The sequence below is a fragment of the Cellulomonas sp. McL0606 genome (assembly GCF_058248365.1).
The window spans coordinates 552,131-571,725 of the sequence record NZ_CM177779.1 but is presented as its reverse complement, the minus strand read 5'-3'; the positions used below and the strand labels follow the sequence as shown (position 1 = coordinate 571,725).

General features: G+C 72.8%; 16 protein-coding genes and 1 pseudogene. 10 read left to right on the top strand and 7 right to left on the bottom strand.

The window, feature by feature from the left end:
* The first annotated feature begins 155 nt into the window (after positions 1 to 155).
* From AC38ZX_RS03000 to AC38ZX_RS02990, 3 genes are all read left to right on the top strand, one after another.
* Positions 156 to 356: a phage tail protein gene (locus AC38ZX_RS03000; protein ID WP_491296280.1), complete on the top strand. Its 201-nt coding sequence runs from the start codon at positions 156 to 158 to the stop codon at positions 354 to 356.
* A 487-nt stretch (positions 357 to 843) separates the two neighbouring features.
* The gene (locus AC38ZX_RS02995; protein ID WP_426594390.1) at positions 844 to 1,017 is read left to right on the top strand and encodes a DUF6760 family protein; all 174 of its coding nucleotides are present in this window, start codon (positions 844 to 846) and stop codon (positions 1,015 to 1,017) included.
* On the top strand, positions 1,010 to 1,474 hold the full coding sequence (locus AC38ZX_RS02990; RefSeq protein ID WP_426594389.1) for a phage tail protein: 465 nt from the start codon (positions 1,010 to 1,012) through the stop codon (positions 1,472 to 1,474). The genes AC38ZX_RS02995 and AC38ZX_RS02990 overlap by 8 nt, the downstream gene beginning before the upstream one ends.
* 358 nt (positions 1,475 to 1,832) lie before the next feature.
* On the opposite strand, the gene AC38ZX_RS02985 is transcribed toward AC38ZX_RS02990, so the two are convergent.
* The 3 genes from AC38ZX_RS02985 to AC38ZX_RS02975 form a co-directional block, all read right to left on the bottom strand.
* On the bottom strand, positions 1,833 to 2,723 hold the full coding sequence (locus tag AC38ZX_RS02985; protein ID WP_491296279.1) for a hypothetical protein: 891 nt from the start codon (positions 2,721 to 2,723) through the stop codon (positions 1,833 to 1,835).
* A 102-nt stretch (positions 2,724 to 2,825) separates the two neighbouring features.
* On the bottom strand, positions 2,826 to 3,416 hold the full coding sequence (locus tag AC38ZX_RS02980; protein WP_491296278.1) for a hypothetical protein: 591 nt from the start codon (positions 3,414 to 3,416) through the stop codon (positions 2,826 to 2,828).
* A gap of 583 nt (positions 3,417 to 3,999) precedes the next feature.
* Complete coding sequence (locus AC38ZX_RS02975; protein ID WP_491296277.1) at positions 4,000 to 4,677, bottom strand: hypothetical protein; 678 nt, start codon at positions 4,675 to 4,677, stop codon at positions 4,000 to 4,002.
* Between the two features lie 160 nt (positions 4,678 to 4,837).
* On the opposite strand from AC38ZX_RS02975, the gene AC38ZX_RS02970 reads away from it, so the two are divergent.
* From AC38ZX_RS02970 to AC38ZX_RS02955, 4 genes and pseudogenes are all read left to right on the top strand, one after another.
* Positions 4,838 to 5,044: a hypothetical protein gene (locus AC38ZX_RS02970; protein ID WP_491296276.1), complete on the top strand. Its 207-nt coding sequence runs from the start codon at positions 4,838 to 4,840 to the stop codon at positions 5,042 to 5,044.
* Positions 5,017 to 6,627, top strand: a pseudogene (locus AC38ZX_RS02965) (CIS tube protein); the annotation flags it as partial. The gene AC38ZX_RS02970 and the pseudogene AC38ZX_RS02965, both read left to right, overlap by 28 nt.
* Positions 6,628 to 6,778: 151 nt before the next feature.
* Complete coding sequence (locus AC38ZX_RS02960; RefSeq protein WP_491297287.1) at positions 6,779 to 7,489, top strand: phage baseplate assembly protein V; 711 nt, start codon at positions 6,779 to 6,781, stop codon at positions 7,487 to 7,489.
* Between the two features lie 59 nt (positions 7,490 to 7,548).
* Entirely contained in the window at positions 7,549 to 7,890 is a 342-nt protein-coding gene (locus AC38ZX_RS02955; protein WP_491297286.1) for a GPW/gp25 family protein, read from the top strand.
* On the opposite strand, the gene AC38ZX_RS02950 is transcribed toward AC38ZX_RS02955, so the two are convergent.
* The gene (locus tag AC38ZX_RS02950) at positions 7,883 to 8,638 is read right to left on the bottom strand and encodes a hypothetical protein (RefSeq protein WP_491296275.1); all 756 of its coding nucleotides are present in this window, start codon (positions 8,636 to 8,638) and stop codon (positions 7,883 to 7,885) included. The genes AC38ZX_RS02955 and AC38ZX_RS02950 overlap by 8 nt on opposite strands.
* 37 nt (positions 8,639 to 8,675) lie before the next feature.
* Between AC38ZX_RS02950 and AC38ZX_RS02945 the strand changes: the two genes are divergently transcribed.
* The 3 genes from AC38ZX_RS02945 to AC38ZX_RS02935 are packed head-to-tail and all read left to right on the top strand — an operon-like array spanning position 8,676 to position 10,894.
* Complete coding sequence (locus AC38ZX_RS02945) at positions 8,676 to 9,806, top strand: putative baseplate assembly protein (RefSeq protein WP_491297284.1); 1,131 nt, start codon at positions 8,676 to 8,678, stop codon at positions 9,804 to 9,806.
* 60 nt (positions 9,807 to 9,866) lie between these two features.
* Positions 9,867 to 10,415: a phage tail protein gene (locus tag AC38ZX_RS02940; protein WP_491296273.1), complete on the top strand. Its 549-nt coding sequence runs from the start codon at positions 9,867 to 9,869 to the stop codon at positions 10,413 to 10,415.
* The gene (locus AC38ZX_RS02935; protein ID WP_426594380.1) at positions 10,412 to 10,894 is read left to right on the top strand and encodes a hypothetical protein; all 483 of its coding nucleotides are present in this window, start codon (positions 10,412 to 10,414) and stop codon (positions 10,892 to 10,894) included. Before AC38ZX_RS02940 ends, AC38ZX_RS02935 begins: the two co-directional genes overlap by 4 nt.
* Positions 10,895 to 10,926: 32 nt before the next feature.
* On the opposite strand, the gene AC38ZX_RS02930 is transcribed toward AC38ZX_RS02935, so the two are convergent.
* The 3 genes from AC38ZX_RS02930 to AC38ZX_RS02920 all read right to left on the bottom strand — a co-directional run bounded on the left by AC38ZX_RS02930 (position 10,927) and on the right by AC38ZX_RS02920 (position 19,595).
* On the bottom strand, positions 10,927 to 11,667 hold the full coding sequence (locus AC38ZX_RS02930; protein WP_491296272.1) for a hypothetical protein: 741 nt from the start codon (positions 11,665 to 11,667) through the stop codon (positions 10,927 to 10,929).
* Positions 11,556 to 15,464: a carboxypeptidase-like regulatory domain-containing protein gene (locus tag AC38ZX_RS02925; RefSeq protein WP_491296271.1), complete on the bottom strand. Its 3,909-nt coding sequence runs from the start codon at positions 15,462 to 15,464 to the stop codon at positions 11,556 to 11,558. Before AC38ZX_RS02925 ends, AC38ZX_RS02930 begins: the two co-directional genes overlap by 112 nt.
* Positions 15,465 to 17,057: 1,593 nt before the next feature.
* Positions 17,058 to 19,595 (bottom strand): carboxypeptidase regulatory-like domain-containing protein, encoded by a 2,538-nt coding sequence (locus AC38ZX_RS02920; RefSeq protein ID WP_426594378.1) that lies wholly within the window; start codon positions 19,593 to 19,595, stop codon positions 17,058 to 17,060.

Genomic DNA, 19,595 nt, shown 5'->3' with positions numbered 1-19,595 from the left:
CACGGAGCAGGCCGGAGCCAACGGCAAGGTCCAGGTGGTCAAGACTCTCGGCAAGGCCAACAAGGCACCCGACATCTCCTTGACCCGCATGGCGCCGCCCGACATGTCGCAGGACAAGCTTCTGGGGCTGGTTCAACGACATCCGGGACAAGGGCATGAAGGTCAGCGACCGGACGGGCAGCCGCAAGAACGGCTCGATCGTCATGTACGACTCGAGCAACGCCGAGGTCGCCCGCTTCAACTTCACCAACGGCTGGCCGAGCAAGATCGCGACCGACCAGCTGTCGGTGGAGTCCAACGACCCCGTCAAGGAGACCATCACGCTCATCGTCGAGTCTCTCGCGCGGGTGAAGTGAGCCTCAAGACCCGCTACGAGTTCACGCTCCCTCGGGGGTACGTGGACCGCAACGGCGGACTCCACCGAGACGGCGTCATGCGGCTGGCAACGGCGCGCGACGAGCTCGAGCCCCTGCGCGACCCCACGATCAGCGGCCCGGACGACCCGCGGCTCACGATCGTGGTGCTCGCGCGGGTGGTGGAGACGCTGGGGTCGCTCGACATGGTCACCGCGAACGAGATCGAAGGTCTCTTCGCGGCCGACCTCGCGTTCCTGCAGGACTTCTACGGCGTGATCAACTTCGGGTCGCAGGAGGAGTTCGACGAGTTCATCGCTGCACAGCAGCAGGCCGGACCTCTGCCCGGGTCGGCGCCGGAGCCAGTCGCTCCGGCGCCGGCTCCGGCGTCGGCTCCGGCCCCGGAGACCGCTCCTTCAGACGGGCCTGGTCCGACGTATCGGGCCGGCCGCGCGTCGATCGAGGAGATCCGGACCGAGGCTCGGGCACCATGCTGCGCTACCCCTCCGAGGCGCTCTGGCAGGAGATCGCGTTCCTCGCGTACCACCTGCACTGGCCCCTCAACGAGCTGCTCGACCTCGAGCACCTCGACCGCGTCCGGATGGTCCGCGCCGTGTCGGCCATGAACGCGCGAGCGTGGGAGGCGGTGAGAGAGAGTGCCTGAGACGCCCCTCGGAGGTGACCTACCCGTCACCTCCAACTTCGTGTTCGAGGTCGACGGCGTCGAGATCGGCCACTTCCAGGAGGTCAGCGGCCTCCAGCTCACCGTGAGCACCCACGAGTACATCGAGGGCGGTCAGAACCAGTACGTCCAGCAGTTCCCGGGCGTCATCCGCTGGCCGCACCTCGTCTTCAAGCGCGGCCTGGTCGACTCGGACGCGCTGTTCACCTGGGTCGGCAAGTCGTCCGGCGAGGGGTTCGCGGGCAACCAGAACAAGGTCACGCGTGCCACGGGTGCCGTCACCGTCATCAGCAGCAGCGGGACGCGGCTCCGCGCATGGGAGTTCGAAGGCGTGTTCGCCGTGGCCTGGAGCGGCCCGACCCTCAGCACCGCGTCCTCCTCGGCGCTCACCGAGACCCTCGAGGTCGCGCACAACGGCTTCCGGGCGAAGACGCTGTGACCGAGCCGTCCGCGTCGGTCGCTGCGTCGGCCGGCGACGATCCCCGCACCCGGCTCGGCCGCGCGATCGGTGTGCGCCTGCGCCGCCCCGGACCCGCACTCGGCCACCCCAGGCCGGCCCCGATCGGGTCGCTGGCCTCGTCGTCGGTGCGCTTCTCGACGGGGTACGGGCGCTCCGTCGCCGTCCGCCGCGCCCTCGCCGGTCCGGCCTCCACGATCTCCGTCGCCTCACGCTCCGACTCCATCCAGCCGCCCCGCTGGTGGTCCGACGTCTCGGCCGTGCGCTCCGCGGCACCGGACGTCGAGCCGCGACCCCGGGGTCTGCCGCGCATGCTCGACCGCGTGCCGTCCGAGTCCAGCTACCGGCCCGGCGGCACGCCCTCACGCCTGAAGCCGCAGACCATCAATGTCCGGCCGTCGGAGGACGTGCGTGCCGCCGGCCGCATGCCCGACTCTCGTGTGGTGCGCACTGTGCACCGCACGACCCGCGCGGCGGACCCACCGGCACGACCGGGGAACGACGGGGGGTCCGGACGAGCGTCGTCCACCGGTGACCGGACTCCCTCTGCCTCGGCGCTCCCCTCGGGTCCCGTTTCTCCCGGTTCCGCGTCTGCGAGCGCGCCCGCGCCGTCCGGCCGGCTGCTGCGGCGTCGCGCCCTGGCGACCGCCACCGCGGATGCCCGCCGCGCCGCAGCCGCGCCCGCGTCGGCCCGGGCCGCGACGCCCCGTCCTTCGGCTCCGGCCTCACGGCCCGCTCCGGCTTCGGCTGCGGGACTCGCGGGTGAGGAGCATGACCGCGCTGCGGCCCACGTTCCTGTTCCGACGACGTCAGCGCCCTCGCCCGCGGCGGTGTCCTCCGCGATCCCGATCCGTCGCTCGCCGTTGGCGTCGTCTCCGTCCGCCGCCCCGGCCATCTCGTCGCCCACCGCTGCGTCGTCGCCCACCGCTGCGTCGTCGACCCCCGCGTCGTCGACCCCTGCGTCGTCCCCCACCGCGGCGTCGCCCTCTGCCGCGGCGGCGACGTCTGCACGGCCGGCCGGCCCGACCGGTCCGACTCCGAGCACTGCGGGTGTGCCATCGGTCGGCTCGAGCCCGGCACCCGCCACACACGCGACGTCCCCCGCGACCGGCCCGTCGCCGTCGGGCGCCGCCGGTCCGACCGGTCCCGCGGATGCGGCGACGGCCGCGTCCGTCGTGCGCCGGTCGACCACGGAAGGGCCGTCCAGCACCTCGGCCGGGGTCACCCACACCGACCGAGCCACTGCCACAGCCGCCGGCGCCGGCGCGGTTGCCTCCGGTTCCGCCGGGGCCGACTCCACCCCGCGCTCTGCGGTCACGGGCGCCGGTCCGGGTCAGCTCTCGGATGGAGGCCGCTCGTCGGGGTCCGCCGCCGACGCCGGCACGTCACCGTCCCCGGCCGCGACCCGCCTGCACTTCGGGGGCGCGTCCCTCGGCGGGAGCGGCGACGAGCCCATGCCCGCGCCCGCGCACCGACCGTTGGCCAGCGCGGTCCGTCGCACGCTCGCACGGCCGCTGTTCCGGCCGAACAGCACCCTGTCGGACCCGACCCTGCGCGTCCGTCGCTCGGTGGCGCCGACGTCCGCCGCGGTGGCCGCCGTGGCGGCCGACTCGGCAGCCGCAGCCGCGTCGGCCGCTGCCGCCGCAACACGGTCCGCATTGACGGGCTCGGCCTCGCGACCGGCAGCCGCATCGTCGTCGGGCGCGACGGGATCCTCGTCTGCCCAGGCGGCACCCATCTCTGCGCCGACTGCGTCGTCGGGCGCCGCTCGCGTCGCTCCGGCCAACCCGACCGGTCCGAACAACACGGTGCTGTCGAGCACCCCGATCGGCCGCCACGTGTCCAACTCGTCGGCGGGCAGCGCCTCGAGCCCCACCGGCTCGTCGGGCGCCGGATCGTCGTCAGCTCCCTCGTCGACGACCACGTCGTCCTCGACAGGCTCGACCGCAGGCTCGTCGAGCGCCGGACCGACCGGGGCGCCGTCTGGAAGGTCGTCGAGCAGCAGCCTCCCCCGCCGGATCCGTCTCGTCGCCGGCCGGCTCGTCCTCGTCGCTCGACGCCACGACCAGCGGGTCGAGTGCGACCAGTGGGTCGGGCGCGTCGGCGACGCCTGTGCGTCGATCGTTCGCGGGCTCGCCAGGTGCCGACCCCGCAGGGGTGGCGGCATCGGAGACTGTCGGGGGCATCGACCTCACGTCGGGCAACGCGGGGCTCGCCGGATACCTGCCGGGCACCGGCCACCGGCGCAGCGGGCACGGGCACACGCGGGCGTCGTGGCCAGGGCTGGGCATCGAGCGGTCGACGGTCCGCCGCGCCACCCGCGTCCCCGGCGCTTCGTCGTCGATCGCGGTCGGCGACCATCGCGGCAGCCTCGCTCCGCCCACGGGCGCCGCGGCCGCCTACGCATCCGCCCAACGTTCAGCCGCTGCCTCGTCTTCCGACGCCCATGCCTCCTCGTCGTCCGGCGGGACGGCTGCCGCCCCGCGTGCCGAGCTGGCCGGACCCGGCTACGCGCTGCGTGCGATGTCGCCCGTGCCCATCCGGACCGCCAGCGGCGGTGCCACCTCGGCGCTGTCCGCCGCCGCGCCGGTTCGCCGCAGGGTCACGAGCTCGGGTCCGGGCGCCGCGAGCACCGCAGGCCCCAGGGATTCCCGCTCGTCGGGAACCTCGAGCACGACGCCGAACATGAGCGCGACCCTCGCCACCAGGGCGCAGGCCGGCACCAGCGCCGCCGGAGCCAGAGCGTCCGGATCCGCCGCGTCCGGAACCAGCGCGCCGGGGGTCGGCGTCTCCTGGTCGAACGGCGTCCCCACCATGAGCCGCGCGGGCGCGACGGGCGCTGGCCTCCCGACGGTCGGCCTCCCGCCGGGCGGCGCGATCCGCCGGTCGACGTCCAAGGACGTCGGAGCCACCCACGCGTCCACCGCGACCCCCCGCGCCCCCGGCACGAACGCCTGGTCCCCGGGCACGGCCGCGACGGGCTGGCCGGCGGCGATCGGCGGCCTGACCGCTCTGCCGCCTCCGCGACCGGCCAGCGGCGCCAACCCACCGCGCCTCCCGGACGCCTGGAACGTGCTGCCGCCCCGGACGGTCGTGCGCCGCTCGCCGACGACCGGCGAGCCGTCCGCGCCGAGCTCGAGGGCGGCGGACGCCCTGGCGACCCGGACCTCAGGTGGCTCACGCACGGCACCAGCGAAAGCCACAGGCACCGGCAGCGGCACACCCGCCGGCCCCATGACCTTCGGCGCACCGGCCGGTTCGCGAACCGGGCCCATGACCTTCGGCGCTCCCGCCGGCACGCCGCACATCGTGCGACGCTTCTTCGATGGGGAGGGAGGACCTGACATGAGCGCGGACCTCGACTTTGCCCAGTTCGACAACTCCGGGATCGACAGGACCGCCGGTGTCGGCGAGCCCACCCCGGGTGGGGGCGGCGGCGGCGGCTCGTTCGGCGGCGAAGAGTTCCGCATCGCTGTCCTGAAGATCATCGAGGACCGGCTCCAGGAAGAGACCGAGCGTCGCGCATGGCGCCGCGGGTCGGAGGTGTTCTGATGTCGTCGACCACCCCTGCACCCGCCGCGCCCTCGAGCCAGAAGGCATTCCTCGAGACCGAGGACGGCACCCGGGTCTCCTGCCTGTTCAACCCGGCGCAGCTGAAGATCAGCCGGAGCAACACCTGGTCGGGCGCGCCCCTGGCCGGCCGCGGGGTCACGCGCCTGCGCTACACGGGTGCGAACTCGGGTGTGCTGCGCGTGGACCTCTTCTTCGACACGACCGACACAGGCACGGACGTCAGCACCCACACGGGCAAGATCGTCTCGCTCATGGACGTCGACCCGAGCCTGCCCGGCACCGACGAGTCCAAGCACAGCACGCGTCCGCCGTACGTGACGTTCCACTGGGGCGACCTGCACTCGTTCAAGGCGGTCATCGCGCAGCTCGAGCTCACGTACACGTACTTCTCGAGCACGGGCGTGCCGCTGCGAGCGACGATGGCGCTCGTCCTGCGCCAGTACGAGGAGTCCCAGGCGTTCGGGCGTCAGAACCCGACGTCCGGGACGTCGCGACCGCACCGGGTGCACCGCGTGCAGCCCGGCGAGACGCTCGACCGCATCTCGGCGCAGTACTACGGCGACTCGACGCGGTGGCGCACGCTCGCCGCCGCGAACTCGATCGCCGACCCGCTCGCGCTCAAGCCCGGCTCGATGCTGTCGATCCCGAAGCTTCGACTCATGACGAGCCCGCTCCTCGAGTCCGACGGGGTGGTGCGGGTCGACATCACGTCCGAGGGCCAGGCGATCCCGGAGACCATCCAGATCACGCGCGTGCGCGTCCAGCGCGGTCTGCGGTCGGTCGGTCGGTGCACGATGACGTTCCTCGACGACGGATTCACGCTCGTCGCGAGCGGCACGTTCAACATCGGCAAGAAGGTGACGGTCTCGGCCGGGTACGGGGACAAGACCGACCCCGCGTTCGAGGGCAGGGTCACGTCCGTCACGAGCGAGCTGGACTCGGGCGCGGGTCTCACCCTGACCGTCGTCGTCCAGGACGGCGGCTACGAGCTGATGCGGAACACCGACGTCGAGTCGTTCACCAACGTCGCGCTCGGGGACATCGTCAGATCGCTGCTGCAGGCGGCGGGCCTGACCGCCGGGACGATCGACCTGCCGACGACGCCCGTGAAGTACGCGCTGCGCAACGACACCGCCCTGGGCATGATCGACGAGATCGCCCGGCGAACGGGACGCGACTGGTCGATCCTCGGCGACACGTTCTCGATGTGGCCCGCGGCCACCGGCAGCTCCCCGGGGGCGCAGGCCGTCTCCATCACGATGGGCATGGACGTCATCTCGTTCGCGGCCCGTCAGGTCGGCGACGGCGCCACCTCGGTCACCGTCCGCGGCTGGGACCCCGTCGCGCAGTCCGCCGTGGTCGGCACGGCCAACACGCCGACCTCGCGGGCGGGCTTCGACGCGACGACGGGCGGCGGGACGAAGTACACCCGCGTCGACGCCCGCGCGGCGACCCGGTCGCAGACCGACGCCACGCTCGCGGCGCAGGCCCTCGCCGCGCGCACGGGGCGGGTCACCGCGACCGGCTCGTGCCAGTACACCGCGATGCTGGTCCCGGGCGGGCGCCTGATCGTCAACGGCGCCGGGCCCTCGAACGGGAACTACTACATCCGCGAGGTCGACAACGTGTGGATGGACGGCAACGCGATCTCGCGGTTCGTCGTCGGCGACCGCGACCCCGTGCAGCTCGGACCCGTGGGAGACCACCGCCCCGGTGTCGAGCTTCCGGCGCAGCGGGCTGGCCGTGGGGGTCGTCGACAACGTCGTGGACCCCGAGAACCTGGGACGTGTGCGCGTCTCGCTGAGCACCGCCTCCGACCAGCTCTCCAGCGCGTGGGCCCGGGTGCTCGCCATCGGCGCCGGCGCCAACCGCGGCCAGGTGGTCATCCCCGAGGTCGGCGACGAGGTCCTCATCGGCTTCGAGGACGACGACATCACGCGTCCGGTGGTGCTCGGCGGCCTCTACGGCAACAAGTCGACCACGCCCACCGCCGCGGCGGTCGACCAGAACGGCGCCGTGGTGACACGCGCGCTGACCTCGCGCCTCGGGCACACCCTGACCATGAGCGACGGCACGACGCCCGCCACCCAGTCGGTCGAGCTGGCCCTGGCCGGGCTCGACCACTCGCTGAAGATCGGCAAGGACCGCGCCGACCTCAAGGTGCCCGCAGGCGTCCCGCTCAAGATCACGGTCGGGTCGGCGTTCATCGAGTTCGACGGCAACGGCGGCATCACGATCGACGCCACGAAGATCACGATCAAGGCGTCGACCAAGGTCGCGGTCAGCGGCGCCGACGTCGAGGCCACGGCGACGACCGGTCTGAAGCTGCAGGGCACGCAGGCCTCGTTCAAGGGCACCGGTATGGGCGCTGTCGAGGCCGGCGGCATCCTGGAGATCAAGGGAGCGATGGTGAAGATCAATTGAGCGAGATCGCCGCCAGCCCTCCGACGTCGGACTTCGTCGGCCGCGGGTTCGCCTGGCCCATGAGCGTGGACCACACGGGCTCCATCGCGCTCACCGCGCAGGGTGGTGACCTGGAGGACTCGATCCGCATGGTCCTGCTCACGGCGCCCGGCGAACGGCTCATGCGACCGCAGTTCGGCTGCCGCATCTGGGACCTGCTGTTCGAGCCGGTCAACGCCAACCTCATCGGCCTGATCAGCCAGGCCGTCCGTGACGCGCTCGCACAGTGGGAGCCGCGGATCGAGGTCGACGCGGTCACGCCCGTGCAGGACGAGAACAGCCCGGCATGGTCCGGATCGGCATCGCCTACCGCATCCGCGCGACGAACGACAGGCGCAACCTGGTCTACCCCTTCTATGTGATCCCCCGCGAGGACGCCTGATGCCGCTCGACCCGCCGAACCTCGACGACCGCACCTTCCAGGACATCGTCGACGAGACCAAGCGCCTCATCCCGCGGTTCACGCCGGAGTGGACCAACCACAACGTCTCCGACCCCGGCGTCGCTCTCATCGAGCTCTTCGCGTGGGTCAGCGAGATGGTCCTGTACCGCGTCAACCAGGTGCCGGACCGGATGTACGTCGAGTTCCTCAACCTGGTCGGCATCGAGCCGTTCCCGCCGTCCGTGGCGCACACGGACCTGACGTTCTGGCTGTCCGCCCCCGCCGAGCGCATCGTCCGCGTGCCCACGGGCACCGAGGTGTCGACGGCGCTCGGTGACGCCGACGCGATCGTGTTCAGCACGTCCGCCGAGGGCGTCGTCGGTCCCCCGAGGCTCGTCGCCGCCTACACCTCCGACGCGGCCCTCGTCGCGACGAACGACGTGTGGGAGGACCTGACGCTGCCGGGCCAGTCGGCCGTGTGCTTCCCGTCCACGCCGCTGGTCGAGGGCGACGCGCTCTACCTGGGCACCCAGGAGTCGCTGGCCGGCTACGCGGTGCGCCTCGACCTGGCCGCCCGCGCCGAGGGCATCGGCGTCGACCCGCTGAACGCGCCGATCATCTGGGAGGCCTGGAACGGCGAGGCGTGGATCAAGGCGATCGTCGAGTCCGACGGCACCGGCGGCCTGAACAAGCCCGGCTCTGTCGTCCTCCTGGTGCCGGAGCGGCACGAGTCGCTGATGCTCGGCGGAAAAGCTCGCGCACTGGCTGCGGGTCCGGCTGCTGCGGCCCAAGCCCGGTCAGCCCACGTACCAGGCGTCGCCCCGGATCGCGTCGATCGCGCTGCACGCCATCGGCATCACCGTGCCGTCCGAGCACGCGCACGCCGAACCCGCCGAGATGCTCGGGCGCTCGACCGGCGTGGCCGCGCAGGTGTTCACGGTCGCCGTCGCACCGGTGGCCGAGCGACGCGGCGAGGAGCACGTCATCGTCGTCGACCGTCGCGGCACCCAGGTGTGGACCGAGGTGCCGGACTTCTCGGCGTCCGGCCCGGACGACACGCACGTCGTCTGGGACTCGAACACGGGCGAGATCCGGTTCGGGCCCACCATCCGGCACCCCTCCGGCGCGCCACGGCAGCACGGCGCGATCCCGCGCGACGGGGCCGAGATCCGCGTGTCCGGGTACCGCACCGGCGGCGGAAACGCCGGGAACGTCGGCGTGCGTACCCTCACGGCCCTGCGCACGGCACTGCCGTTCGTCGCGTCGGTCACCAACCTGCTCCCCGGCAAGGGCGGTGTCGACGCCGAGACGGCGGCCGAGGCCAAGGTCCGCGGACCCCTGACGCTGCGCACGGGCCAGCGCGCCGTGACGGCGTCGGACTTCGAGGCGATCGCCCGGCAGGCCTCCATCGAGGTGGCGCGCGCACGCTGCCTGCCCGCGTCGCAGACGGGGTCCTCGGTGGTCCGCGTGCTCGTCGTGCCCCAGCTGCACAGCGACCCGCGCACGCACCAGCTGGACGACTTCGCCCTGCAGCCCGAGCTCTTCGACGCGGTGAAGTCGGCGCTGAACGAGCGTCGGATGGTCGGCGTCCCGCTCGAGCTGGGAACCCCGTTCTACCAGGGTGTGAGCGTCGCCGCGCTGATCAGGGCCCTGCCCGGCAGGCCGGCGACGATGGTCCGCCAGCGCGTCGTCGACCAGCTGACCCGGTTCGTGCACCCGCTCACCGGAGGGCCCGACGGGGCCGGCTGGCCCTTCGACGCGACCCTGACGGCCGCCGCGGTGACGCAGGTGATCGAGGCCGTCGAGGGGGTGCTGGCGGTCGACGAGTGCAGCTGTTCGAGTACGACCTGCGCAACGGGCGTCGCGTCGGTGGCGGCCGCGAGTCCGTGCCGCTGAAGAAGTACGCCCTGTTCCTGTCGGCGGACCACCGGGTGGTCGTGCGATGAGGGGCCAGCGGTGACCCGGCACGACGACTGGCTGCTCGACCAGCTGCCCGCGGGGATGCTCGGGGAGGACTTCTTCGTGCGCTTCGTGCGCATCTTCCAGGAGCAGGCCGGCACGCTGCTCGCGCACGCCGACAACCTGCCCTACCTGGCCGACCGCACGATCACGCCCCTGGCGATGGTCCGCTGGATGGCCCAGTGGCTGGGGCTGTCCGGCATCGACGACTCGTTCTCGGACGCGCTGCAGCGGCAGATCCTGGCGACCGCCGGGGCCACCCTCCAGTGGCGCGGGACCACCAAGGGCCTGCGCATGCTGCTCGAGCTTTTCTCGGGCGGGCCGGTGACCGTGAGCGAGGGCGGCGGCGTGTTCGAGCGCCAGGGCGCACCCGTCGGCCCCGCGTGGGTCGTCATGGAGGTACAGTCCACCGGGCTGCTCGAGGAGCCGGACTTCCTGCGCCTGGTCCTCGACGAGGTGCCCGCGCACATGCACGCCGAGATCTGGGTCGGGGAACGCCGCGCGTGGCCCCTGCCCGAACGAATCGCCCAGGGGGTGGCCTCATGACCGACGTCATCGGCTCGCAGGACGGCACGCAGACCGGCGACTCGCTGGTGCTCGCGTGCCCGGAGTGCGGCACGGTCTCGACCGTCCACGCCGACCGCCGCCTGGCCACCGACTTCTGCCCCACCTGCGACTACCCGCTGTTCTGGGCCCGCCCGTCCTCCGGCGCCGGACCCGACGACGGGTCGTCGGACGACGCCCTGCGCCGCGCACCGGGAGCGTCCGGCAACGCCCTGTCCGCCACCCTGGCCTGCCCCGCGTGCGCCGAGCTCAACGTGCCGACCGCCGTGCGCTGCGTGCGGTGCGGTGCCCTCATGGACCCGCCGCCGCCGCCCCCGCCGCCGCCGCTGCCCGAGCCGGCACCCGCGCCGGTCGTCATCGTGCAGACCGAACCGTGCGACCACCCGCCCACGTGGCTCGTCGTGCTGTGCACGTCGATCGTGGCTGTCGGGCTGACGCTGATGATCGTGTGGATGGTCTGAGGGCCCTCTGACCGGCCGGTCCGGTCAGTCCGTCAGGGCACCACGATGTTCGTCGGCGTCCCCGCCTTGTCGGCGTAGACGCCCGTGCCGGACAGGTTCGCCCACACCCTCGTCGTGCCCGTGGCGAGCGTGTCGCTGCAGGTCGCCGTCCCGGACACGACCGGCACGTTGACGCAGCCGGTGATCTGGGTCCCCGGTCCCGGACCGGAGAAGAACGTCACCGTGCCGGTCACCCCGACCGGTCCGACCGCCGCGGTGATCGTCCCCGGCGTGGCCGGTGGCCCCGTCGCGCCCGCCGCGTACGCGAAGCCCCCGATCGTCGTCGGCGTCTGCACGGTGACGGTGAACGTCGAGTCGTCGACGGGCCCCACGCCGCCCCCCGAGTAGACGACGCGCAGGCTCACGGTGCCGGTGCCCCACGAGCTGTCGGTGGTGGCCGTCAGGGTCTGCGAGTTGCCGTTGACCGTCGGGGACGCTCCGACGTCCGTCCAGATGGTCACGGGGGTCGTGCTGCGCTGGAGCTGGAGGGTGCCGTTGTTCGGCTTGCCACCGGACCCGGGCGTGACCTGCGCGGTCACCGTCACGACGTCACCGGTGCTGACGGTCGTCGGCGCCGACGCGGAGGCGGTGGTCGTCGTGCTCTGACCCACGACGTCCATGGTCACCAGGGCCTGACCGGCGTTCGCGCCGATCGTGCCGCCCGTGACGTTGACCGTGTACGAGCCGCTCGTGGTACCGGTGACGGTGGTCGCCTTCGCGGGCACGAAGAGCACGGTGTCACCACCGCCGACGAACACGTTGACGTTCGAGGACAGCGTGGTGGTGCCCTGGGTGATCGTCGCGACGACTGTCGAGGGCGGCGAGGCGGCCGAGTCGTCGCGCGCAGCGCCAGCTGCGTCTCCGTGACGGTGATCGCCGCCTGGTAGGCGTCGGTGCCGGCGTCGACGACGACGTTGGCCAGCGTGGTCGAGCCGAGGTGGCCCGAGGGTCCGGAGACCGTGATGGTCCACGTGCCCACGGGCACCTGGTTGAACGTGGTGCTGTAGGTGTTCGCACCCGCGCCCGTGCGGATCACCGGCTGGCCCGCGGGCGCGGACGGGTTCCCGCTGAGGGCCACGAGCGCGCCGGACAGGTCGGTGTTGTTGGCGGAGGTCACGGTCACCACGACCTGCCGCGTGACGTCGCTCAGCACGAGGTCGACGACGATCCCCTGTCCCGGCAGGACCGTCACGTTGCGCGCGGCAGAGAGGTCGCCGCTCGGCGTCGACAAGGTGGTCGACAAGGTGTAGGCGCCGGGTGCCACGGCGGCGAACTTGTACTGCCCGTTGGTGTCCGACGTGGTGGTGTCCACCGTCGTCGAGCCCTGCTTCAGAGTGATCGTCGCGTTGTTCACGGTGCTCGACCCACCCGTGGCCGCCTGGTGGAGCACGAGGCCCTGGATGGAGCCGGCGGGCGTCGTGATGGGCACCTGTACGGTCTGGTTCTGCCCGGGGCCGACCGTCACGGGCAGCGTCAGGGGCGAGTAGCCGCCCCCGGAGATGTTGAGGTTGTACGTCAGCGGCAGGACGCCGTTGAACTGGTACTGCCCGTCGGTCCCGGGGCAGGTTCCCGCCTTGTCGCCGCCGACGCAGTCCGGCAGGACCGTGCGCGGGCCACCGGGCTCGGTGTAGGTGAGCTGCAGGGTCAGCCCGTTGACCCGCTTGGTGCCGTCGACGACCTCGACGAGGAGGTTGCCCCGCTGCGCGGGCAGGATGATCTCCGGCGCCTCGACGTCGACCGGCATGACGACCGTGGACGACGTGGGGATCGACGTGGTGACCGCGTTGCTCGCCGTGCCGGCCGTGGCGGTGACGGTCCACGCGCCGCTGACCAGGCCGTCGTCGGTCGTGGTGCCGGTGATGCGGTAGCGGCCGTCAGCGCCCGTCGTCGCGGAGAAGTCCGGTGGTTGCGGGCCGGACGCCGTCACCTGCGCGTCGGGCTGCACCTGGTCCCAGTCCACGGCCAGGTGCGTCTTGACCACGCCCGTGAGGGCGCCCAGCTTGACCAGGTAGACGACCTCCGGGGTGAGCACCGTCTGCCCCGCCACGACGTTCACGAAGGTGGTCTGGCGCGCGTATCCCGGCGCCCGGACGGCCACCTGGTACTTGCCGGTCGGCAGGTCGCCGAAGTCCACGTAGTCGTTGCCCGGGTCGGCGACGATCCGCTGCGTCACGCCGCCCGGCAGGGACAGGGTCATGATCGAGCCCTGCACCCCGACGGTGTGGTCCTGGGCCGCCGCGACGGAGACGCGCAGGAACCCGAACTTGTGCAGCGTGAACGTGATCGGGCTCATGGCCTGGTTCGGCGTGACCTCGAACGGGACGACGTCGGTGTCGTAGCCGGCCAGCGACGCGGCGACCACGTACTTGCCGGGCAGGATGAGCCGGCCGCCTGCGGGGTCCGTCGGCTGGGCCGAGTCCGACCAGACCGCGATCGGCCCGCTCGGTCCCATCGCGGTGGTCAAGGAGAGGTTCCCGACGCCCGGGGGCGCGCTGCGCACCTCGAACTGGACCTTGGCGAGCGTGCCGGCCAGGTCGGCCGGGTCGGGCGTCGGGTCGAACCCGACCAGGCCCTGGAACGACACGCCCCTCGGGGTCAACGTGATCGGGTTCAGCGCGCTCGTCGCGACGTCGGTCGCGGTGAACGGCACGTAGCCGGGCGCGGTGACGTGGACGTCGACCCGGTCGCCGATCAGGGCGAGGTTCGTCGACGTCGGCGGACCGGGGCAGCCCGCGACGACGACGCAGAAGGTGAAGCCGCCGAGCGTGTCGGTGGTCGCGGCCGGCGTGCTCGTGGTGCGGATCGGGATGAGCCCGTTGAAGCCCGTGGTGCCCGTGATCTGGACACTGGCGTTCGGCACCTCCTTCGAGAGCCCGGCCGCCTGCTGGTAGACGACCTGACCCGTCACGTTGTCCTTGGCGGCCGAGGCGATGACGAGCTGGACCGTCACCTCCTGGTTCAGGCCGACCGACAGGTTCGTGAGCGACGCGGTGTCGCCGGCCGACGTCGCGGTGACCGTGTAGTCGCTCGCCTGCGGGATCCCGCGCAGCTGCGCGAAGCCGCTCATGTTCGTCGTCACCGGGGCCGGCATCGGGCCGGTCGCGGTCGCGGAGGCGATCGACACCGTCGCGTTGTTCTCGGGCAGCACCTGCGAGGTCCCGTCGGACCGCATGACGGTCACGGACAGGACGCCGTACCGGTCCAGGATCGCGTCGAAGCGGCGCGACGCCCCCGGCACCAGGGCCACCGTCACCACGTCCGGGGCCAGGTACTCGCTGCCTGCTGCCGGGACGACGATGATCCGGAACGAGCCCGCGTGGAGCCGGTTGATGGCGTACGAGCCGTTGGTGCTGAGGAAGCTGCACGCCGCGCCGACGATCGAGCAGCCGTCGGCGGGCGTCGCCCCGGTCTTCACGCACGGCGCGGTCGGGTTGGTCGCGTCGACCGACACCGCGATGACGCAGGTGGTGTCGGGCACCGTGCCGACCCTGGCCTGGATCGTGCCGATGACGGACGGTGACTGCTCCAGCGCGACGGTCGTCGCGTCGACCGTCTGGCCCATCGGCACGACGACGTTGACGAACCCCGGTTCGTAGCCCGGCGCCTCGATCTTGAGCCGGTAGAACCCGGGCAGGAGTCCGCTGGTCAGCTTGCTGTCCGGGAAGTGGTAGTCGATGTCGGGGGTCGGGTTGGTGATCGAGACGGTCGTCTTCACGCCCGACGCGTCCGGGACGGATGCCGAGACGGTGACCGCGCACTTCTCACCCGCGAGCAGGTACGGGCACGTGATCTGACCACCCGTGGTCGCGTCGCGCACCCCGCCCTGGATGAACGACGTGGCCGTCAGCCCGCCACCGGGCACCGGCTGGAGCACGAGGTCGGCGGTCGCGTTGCCGCCACTGGTGACGGTGACCTGGGTCGACGCCGGCGAGTGCGAGAACATCACGGCGGTCAGCACGTATTGCCCGGGCGCGATCCCGCTGAACCGGAAGGTGCCGCCGGAGTCCGAGGACGACATCGTCTTGTACGTCCCGGACGGGCCGTCCAGGACGAGCCCCGCGCCGGCGAGGCCGGTGCCGTCGGGTTCGGTGACCGTGCCCTGGACGGTGCCGCCCGTGCTGGTCATCGTGATGTCGATCGGGGAGATCCCCGCGGAGGTCAGGTCGATCTGGCGCGTCTGGGTGGCGTACCCGTCACCCGAGACCGAGACCGTGTACGAGGCGGGCACGGGCAGGTCCGGCAGGACGAACGTGCCCGCGCGGTCCCCGGTCACCGTGGTGGCGGTGCGGGTGGTGTCCCCCGAGGTCGCGGTGACGGTGAGCCCCCCCAGACCGCCGAACCCGCCGAGGGAGTCGATGCCGCGCACGGTCCCGGAGAGGGTGGCGACGCCGGCGTTCAGCGACAGGTTGACGGTGCGCGTCGCGGCGGGGGCCAGCGACACCAGGGCCGACTGGGCCCCCAGCTTGTCCCCGCTCGCGCTGACCAGGTAGGTGCTCGGCGTCGAGAGCCCGTCGACCTCCCAGAAACCCACGTGACCGGTCGTCGCGCTGCGCGTGGTGACCGTCGTGGTTCCGTCGGACAGGGTCACCTCGACGCCGCCGATCGGGCCCGACGGGCCGCTGATCAACCCGGACATCGTGCCCTTGCCGGGCACCATCACGACCTTCATCGACGCGGCCGCCGCCTGGGCGCCCGTGACCAGGAACCGCTGCGTCTGGAAGCCGGGCTTGGCCAGCACGATCAGGTAGCGCGCGGTCGGGGACAGGTCGGCGAAGGCCCAGCTTGCCGCCGTCGTCGGTCACCGTGCTCCGGCGCTGGGAGATCTGGTCGGTGCGTTCGACGGGCAGACTGGTCGCCAGGACCTTGCCGACCGCGGACGAGTCGGACGGCTCGGCCTTCGCGTGCACCTTGTCCACCACGGCGGCCGCGAGCGCGCGGCTGGGGTCCAGGAGCGCGGTGACGGCCTTCTCCAGACCCGACGCGGTCGGCGGTGGGGTGCTGCTCGGGGCCGAGGCTGTCGTGGGGGTGGTGGACAGGGCCGACGCGGGCTGGACCGAGACGACGACGCCTGCAGGCGCCGAACCCGTGACCAGGCCGGCCACCCGCACGCCGGGCGTCGCGGCGCCGGGCGTACCGGGAGCGCCGGGCGTCCCCGCCGCCCCGCCGCCGGTCCCGGTCCCGGGTCCGGCCGACGCACCGGCGCTCTCGTTCGGCGACGGAGTCGAGCTGCTCGAGGTCTTGTCGTTGCGGCCCGACCCGAACTGCGCGGAGACCCACGGCAGCACCGCCAGGACGGCGCCGATCCACAGCACGGCGACCATGGCGATCGCCACGACCCGCAGCAGCGCGGGGGCGAACACGGCGCGCAGCGAGACGGTCCCGTCGAACCGCTGCGGCGCGCGGGCGCCGGTGGCGGTGACGTGGAAGGACGTCCGGCGCGCGTGACCGACGATGCGCGGCCGCCTGGCCCTGACGGCACCCGGGATGCGCACGGTCTGGTGCGGGCCGACGTCGAGGTCGCCGTCGCCGAGGTCGACCGACAGCTCCGGGTCCGACCCGGCGTCGAGCCGGACGCGGACGGGCTGGTCGCCCGTGTTGGCCAGCACCACGTGGACCTTGCGCCGACGCAGGGCCTGCGAGTCGGCGGGCTCGACCGTCAGCACCAGGTCGCTCACGCCGTCGACGCGCAGGGCCCCGTCGGCGAGCGTCGTCGCCGCGGGCGAACCCGGCGTGGTCCGCGCCTCGACCGTCACGACGAAGGGGTAGTCACCCGGCGCCGCACCGACCGGCGGCGTGAGGGTCATCTCGAACGTCGCCGTCGCGTCCGCCGGGACTCCGGGCACGGTCACGGCGGCGGGCAGCCACGAGCCCTCGAGGCCCACGGCCGAGACTGAGAAGTCCTGCGGCCGTCCGGAGATGTTGCGGGCGTGCACCCGCAGCACCGCGGCCTGCCCTGCGGACGCGTGCGAACCGGGCTCGACGAGCACGCTCGGCGAGCCCTGCGCGGTGCGTTGCGGAGCGACGGCCACGGTCCGGTCCTCTCAGGGGTGCTCAGTGATTGTCGGCTTGCCAGAGCCCGATGCTGAGTCCTGGCGTCAGTTTGTGACCTGTGGATCTGCGGGGGTCACCCCGTGTTGTCGAGCAGCAGGTCGACCTCTTTCTGCTCGCTTGCAGAGACCGTGAACGGCGCGGTCGCGCCGAGCACCTGGCCGTTCGGCGAGGTGCGGACCTCGATGATGTAGTTCTCGGGGGCGTCGACGTCGGCGATCGCGTACCTGCCGTCGGTACCGGTCGTCGTCGTCGCGACCGGTGGGGCGGCCGATCCGTACTGAGCCGCCAGGTAGAGCAGGATCGTGCGGCCCGGCGCCGGGGCCGGGTCGCTCGCGGAGCCCGTCGTGATGAGGCCGGCGATCCCGGCCGGTGCGACGAGCACCGGGCTGAGGATCTTGTCCTGTGCCGCGGCCAGCACCACGATCGAGGACGTCGGCCGCGTACCTGCGCGCGAGAACGTCACGGTGTAGGTGCCGGGGGGCAGCTGGTCGACGAGGTACGTGCCCACCGCGGACGCGGGCGTCGACGCCGTGGTCACCGTGCGCTGCGTGACGCCCGAGCTCACGGACACCGTCACGTTGCCGACGGGCGTGGCGGCGCCGGACGTGCCCGCCTGGCTGACCACACCCGAGATGCTCGCCTGGGCAGCACGCATGGTGGCGTTGACCTGGGTGGCGCTCGGCGCCCCGGACGTCACGTTGCCGAACCCGTCGATGCCCACCGACAGCACCTGCGACTCGAGGTCGCCGCGCGAGAACGTGACCGTGTACGTGCTGGGCACGCGCAGGCCGGTGACCTCCCAGTGCCCGGCGGGCGACGTGGACTGGGTGACGGTCTGGGCCGTGACCGCCCCGTCGGTGACCGTCACGGTGACGCCCGCGGGGCTGCCGCCCGGCACGCTGACCTGGCCGGCCAGCGACGCCTGGTCGCGCCCGAGCACCACCGAGACGCCGGTGAGCTGCTGCGCCGCGGTGAGCGTGAGGTTCAGCGTCGCCGGCGAGTAGCCGTCGGCGGACACGATGACCGTGTACGTGCCCGGCGTGGGCAGGCCGCGCAGGACGAACGACCCGACGGCGTCCTGGGTGAGCGAGACCGTCTCGACGGTGACCTGGCCGGTCGTGGCGACGACGGTCGCACCGCCCACGGGCCCGTTGAACCCCGACACGGTGCCGGCGATCGACCCGTCACCGGTGAGCAGCGACAGCACGACCCCGGTGCGGTCCTCGCCGGCGGCGACGTCGACCCGTTGCACGGTGCTGGCGAAGCCGGTCTTGGAGACGACGAGGTCGTAGATCGCGGGCGAGGGCAGCCCCTCCACGGAGAACGTGCCGTCGGCGCCGATCGGGATGGTGCGCACGATCGCGCCGGACCCGATGGGCGGCGGGGCCTCGTCGGGCTCCGGCTGGACCTGGCCGGCCAGCGGCGGGGTGTCGAGCGGCATCTCGACGGTCAGCATCGCCCCGGCGACGTCCGCGCCGGTCACGGTCCCGCTGATGGTGGCGGGCACGCCGCCCACCACGACCGTCAGCCCGGAGACCGTCTGGCCGGCGGTGACGGTGATCGCGGTCGCGTCCGCCTGGGTGGCCGCCGCCGCGTACCAGACCTCGGTCAGACCCGCCCCGGTGACGCGCAGCGTGTACCCGCCGGCCGGCAGACGCGTGATCGCGAACGTGCCGTCGTCCTTGGTGGTGCTGGTGATCAGCGGGTCCGACGGGTCGGCCGAGGTGAACAGTGCGACGGTCACGTTGGGGACCGGCGCACCGGTCGACAGGTCGATCACGGTCCCGCTGATCGTGCTGGTGCCCGTCTGTGCCGCCGCCACCCGCGCCTGGGCCACCTCGATCGCGAGGTTGCGGTCCGCGGCCGAGCGGCCGACCACCGAGCTCAGCGCCAACGTGATGATCACCGCGAACAACGTGAGCGCGACCAGCAGGCCGAGCAGCCCGAGCAGCCCGCGCGAGAGCCGGGACTTCTGCACGAACACGCCGGCCGCGGCCGGCGGCGCGTCCGGCGCGGCCGGCGCGGCGACGCTGTCGACGCGCAGCTCGAACGGGCGCAGGATCGGGTCGCCCACCCACGGACGCTTGGCCTTGGCGTCCATCGCGACCGACGCGCTCTCCCCCGGGGACAGGCTGAACGTCGCAGGGGCGAACGTGAAGGCGATCTTGGCCTCGGGGTCGCTGGCCACCAGGCCGGCGTGCTGGACCGTGTTGCCCTCGTTGTGCACGAGCACCGTGAAGGCGGCGGCCTTGCCGGCGGTCACCGTGGTCGGTTCGAGCCGCACCGACGTCCTCGGCTGCGCGGGGACGTCGAGCGTGACGTCCTCGATCGCGATCGCGGCCTCGTCGGTGACGTCGCGCACCTGGATGGCGACCCGCCGCTCGCCGGCCGGAACGCCGACGGGCAGCGTGATCAGCACGGCGACGGACACCGACTCACCGGGGAAGAGCCGCGGCGACGGGTCCTCGATCTCGACCCACGACGGGTCCGCGCCGAGCACGCGGAGCACGTACCCCGCGATGACGTCGGACGCGTTGGTGACCACGACGCCCAGCAGCGTCGGGACGCCGGGGTTCGCGGTCGCGCGCTGGGGCTCTACGTTCAGGCGCAT

Coding starts and splice junctions, on each gene's coding strand:
- AC38ZX_RS03000 (WP_491296280.1), top strand. CDS start 156: ATGAAGGTCAGCGACCGGACGGGCAGCCGCAAGAACGGCTCGATCGTC.
- AC38ZX_RS02995 (WP_426594390.1), top strand. CDS start 844: ATGCTGCGCTACCCCTCCGAGGCGCTCTGGCAGGAGATCGCGTTCCTC.
- AC38ZX_RS02970 (WP_491296276.1), top strand. CDS start 4,838: ATGAGCGCGGACCTCGACTTTGCCCAGTTCGACAACTCCGGGATCGAC.
- AC38ZX_RS02955 (WP_491297286.1), top strand. CDS start 7,549: ATGAGCGTGGACCACACGGGCTCCATCGCGCTCACCGCGCAGGGTGGT.
- AC38ZX_RS02935 (WP_426594380.1), top strand. CDS start 10,412: ATGACCGACGTCATCGGCTCGCAGGACGGCACGCAGACCGGCGACTCG.
- AC38ZX_RS02920 (WP_426594378.1), bottom strand. CDS start 19,595: ATGCGCCTGAACGTAGAGCCCCAGCGCGCGACCGCGAACCCCGGCGTC.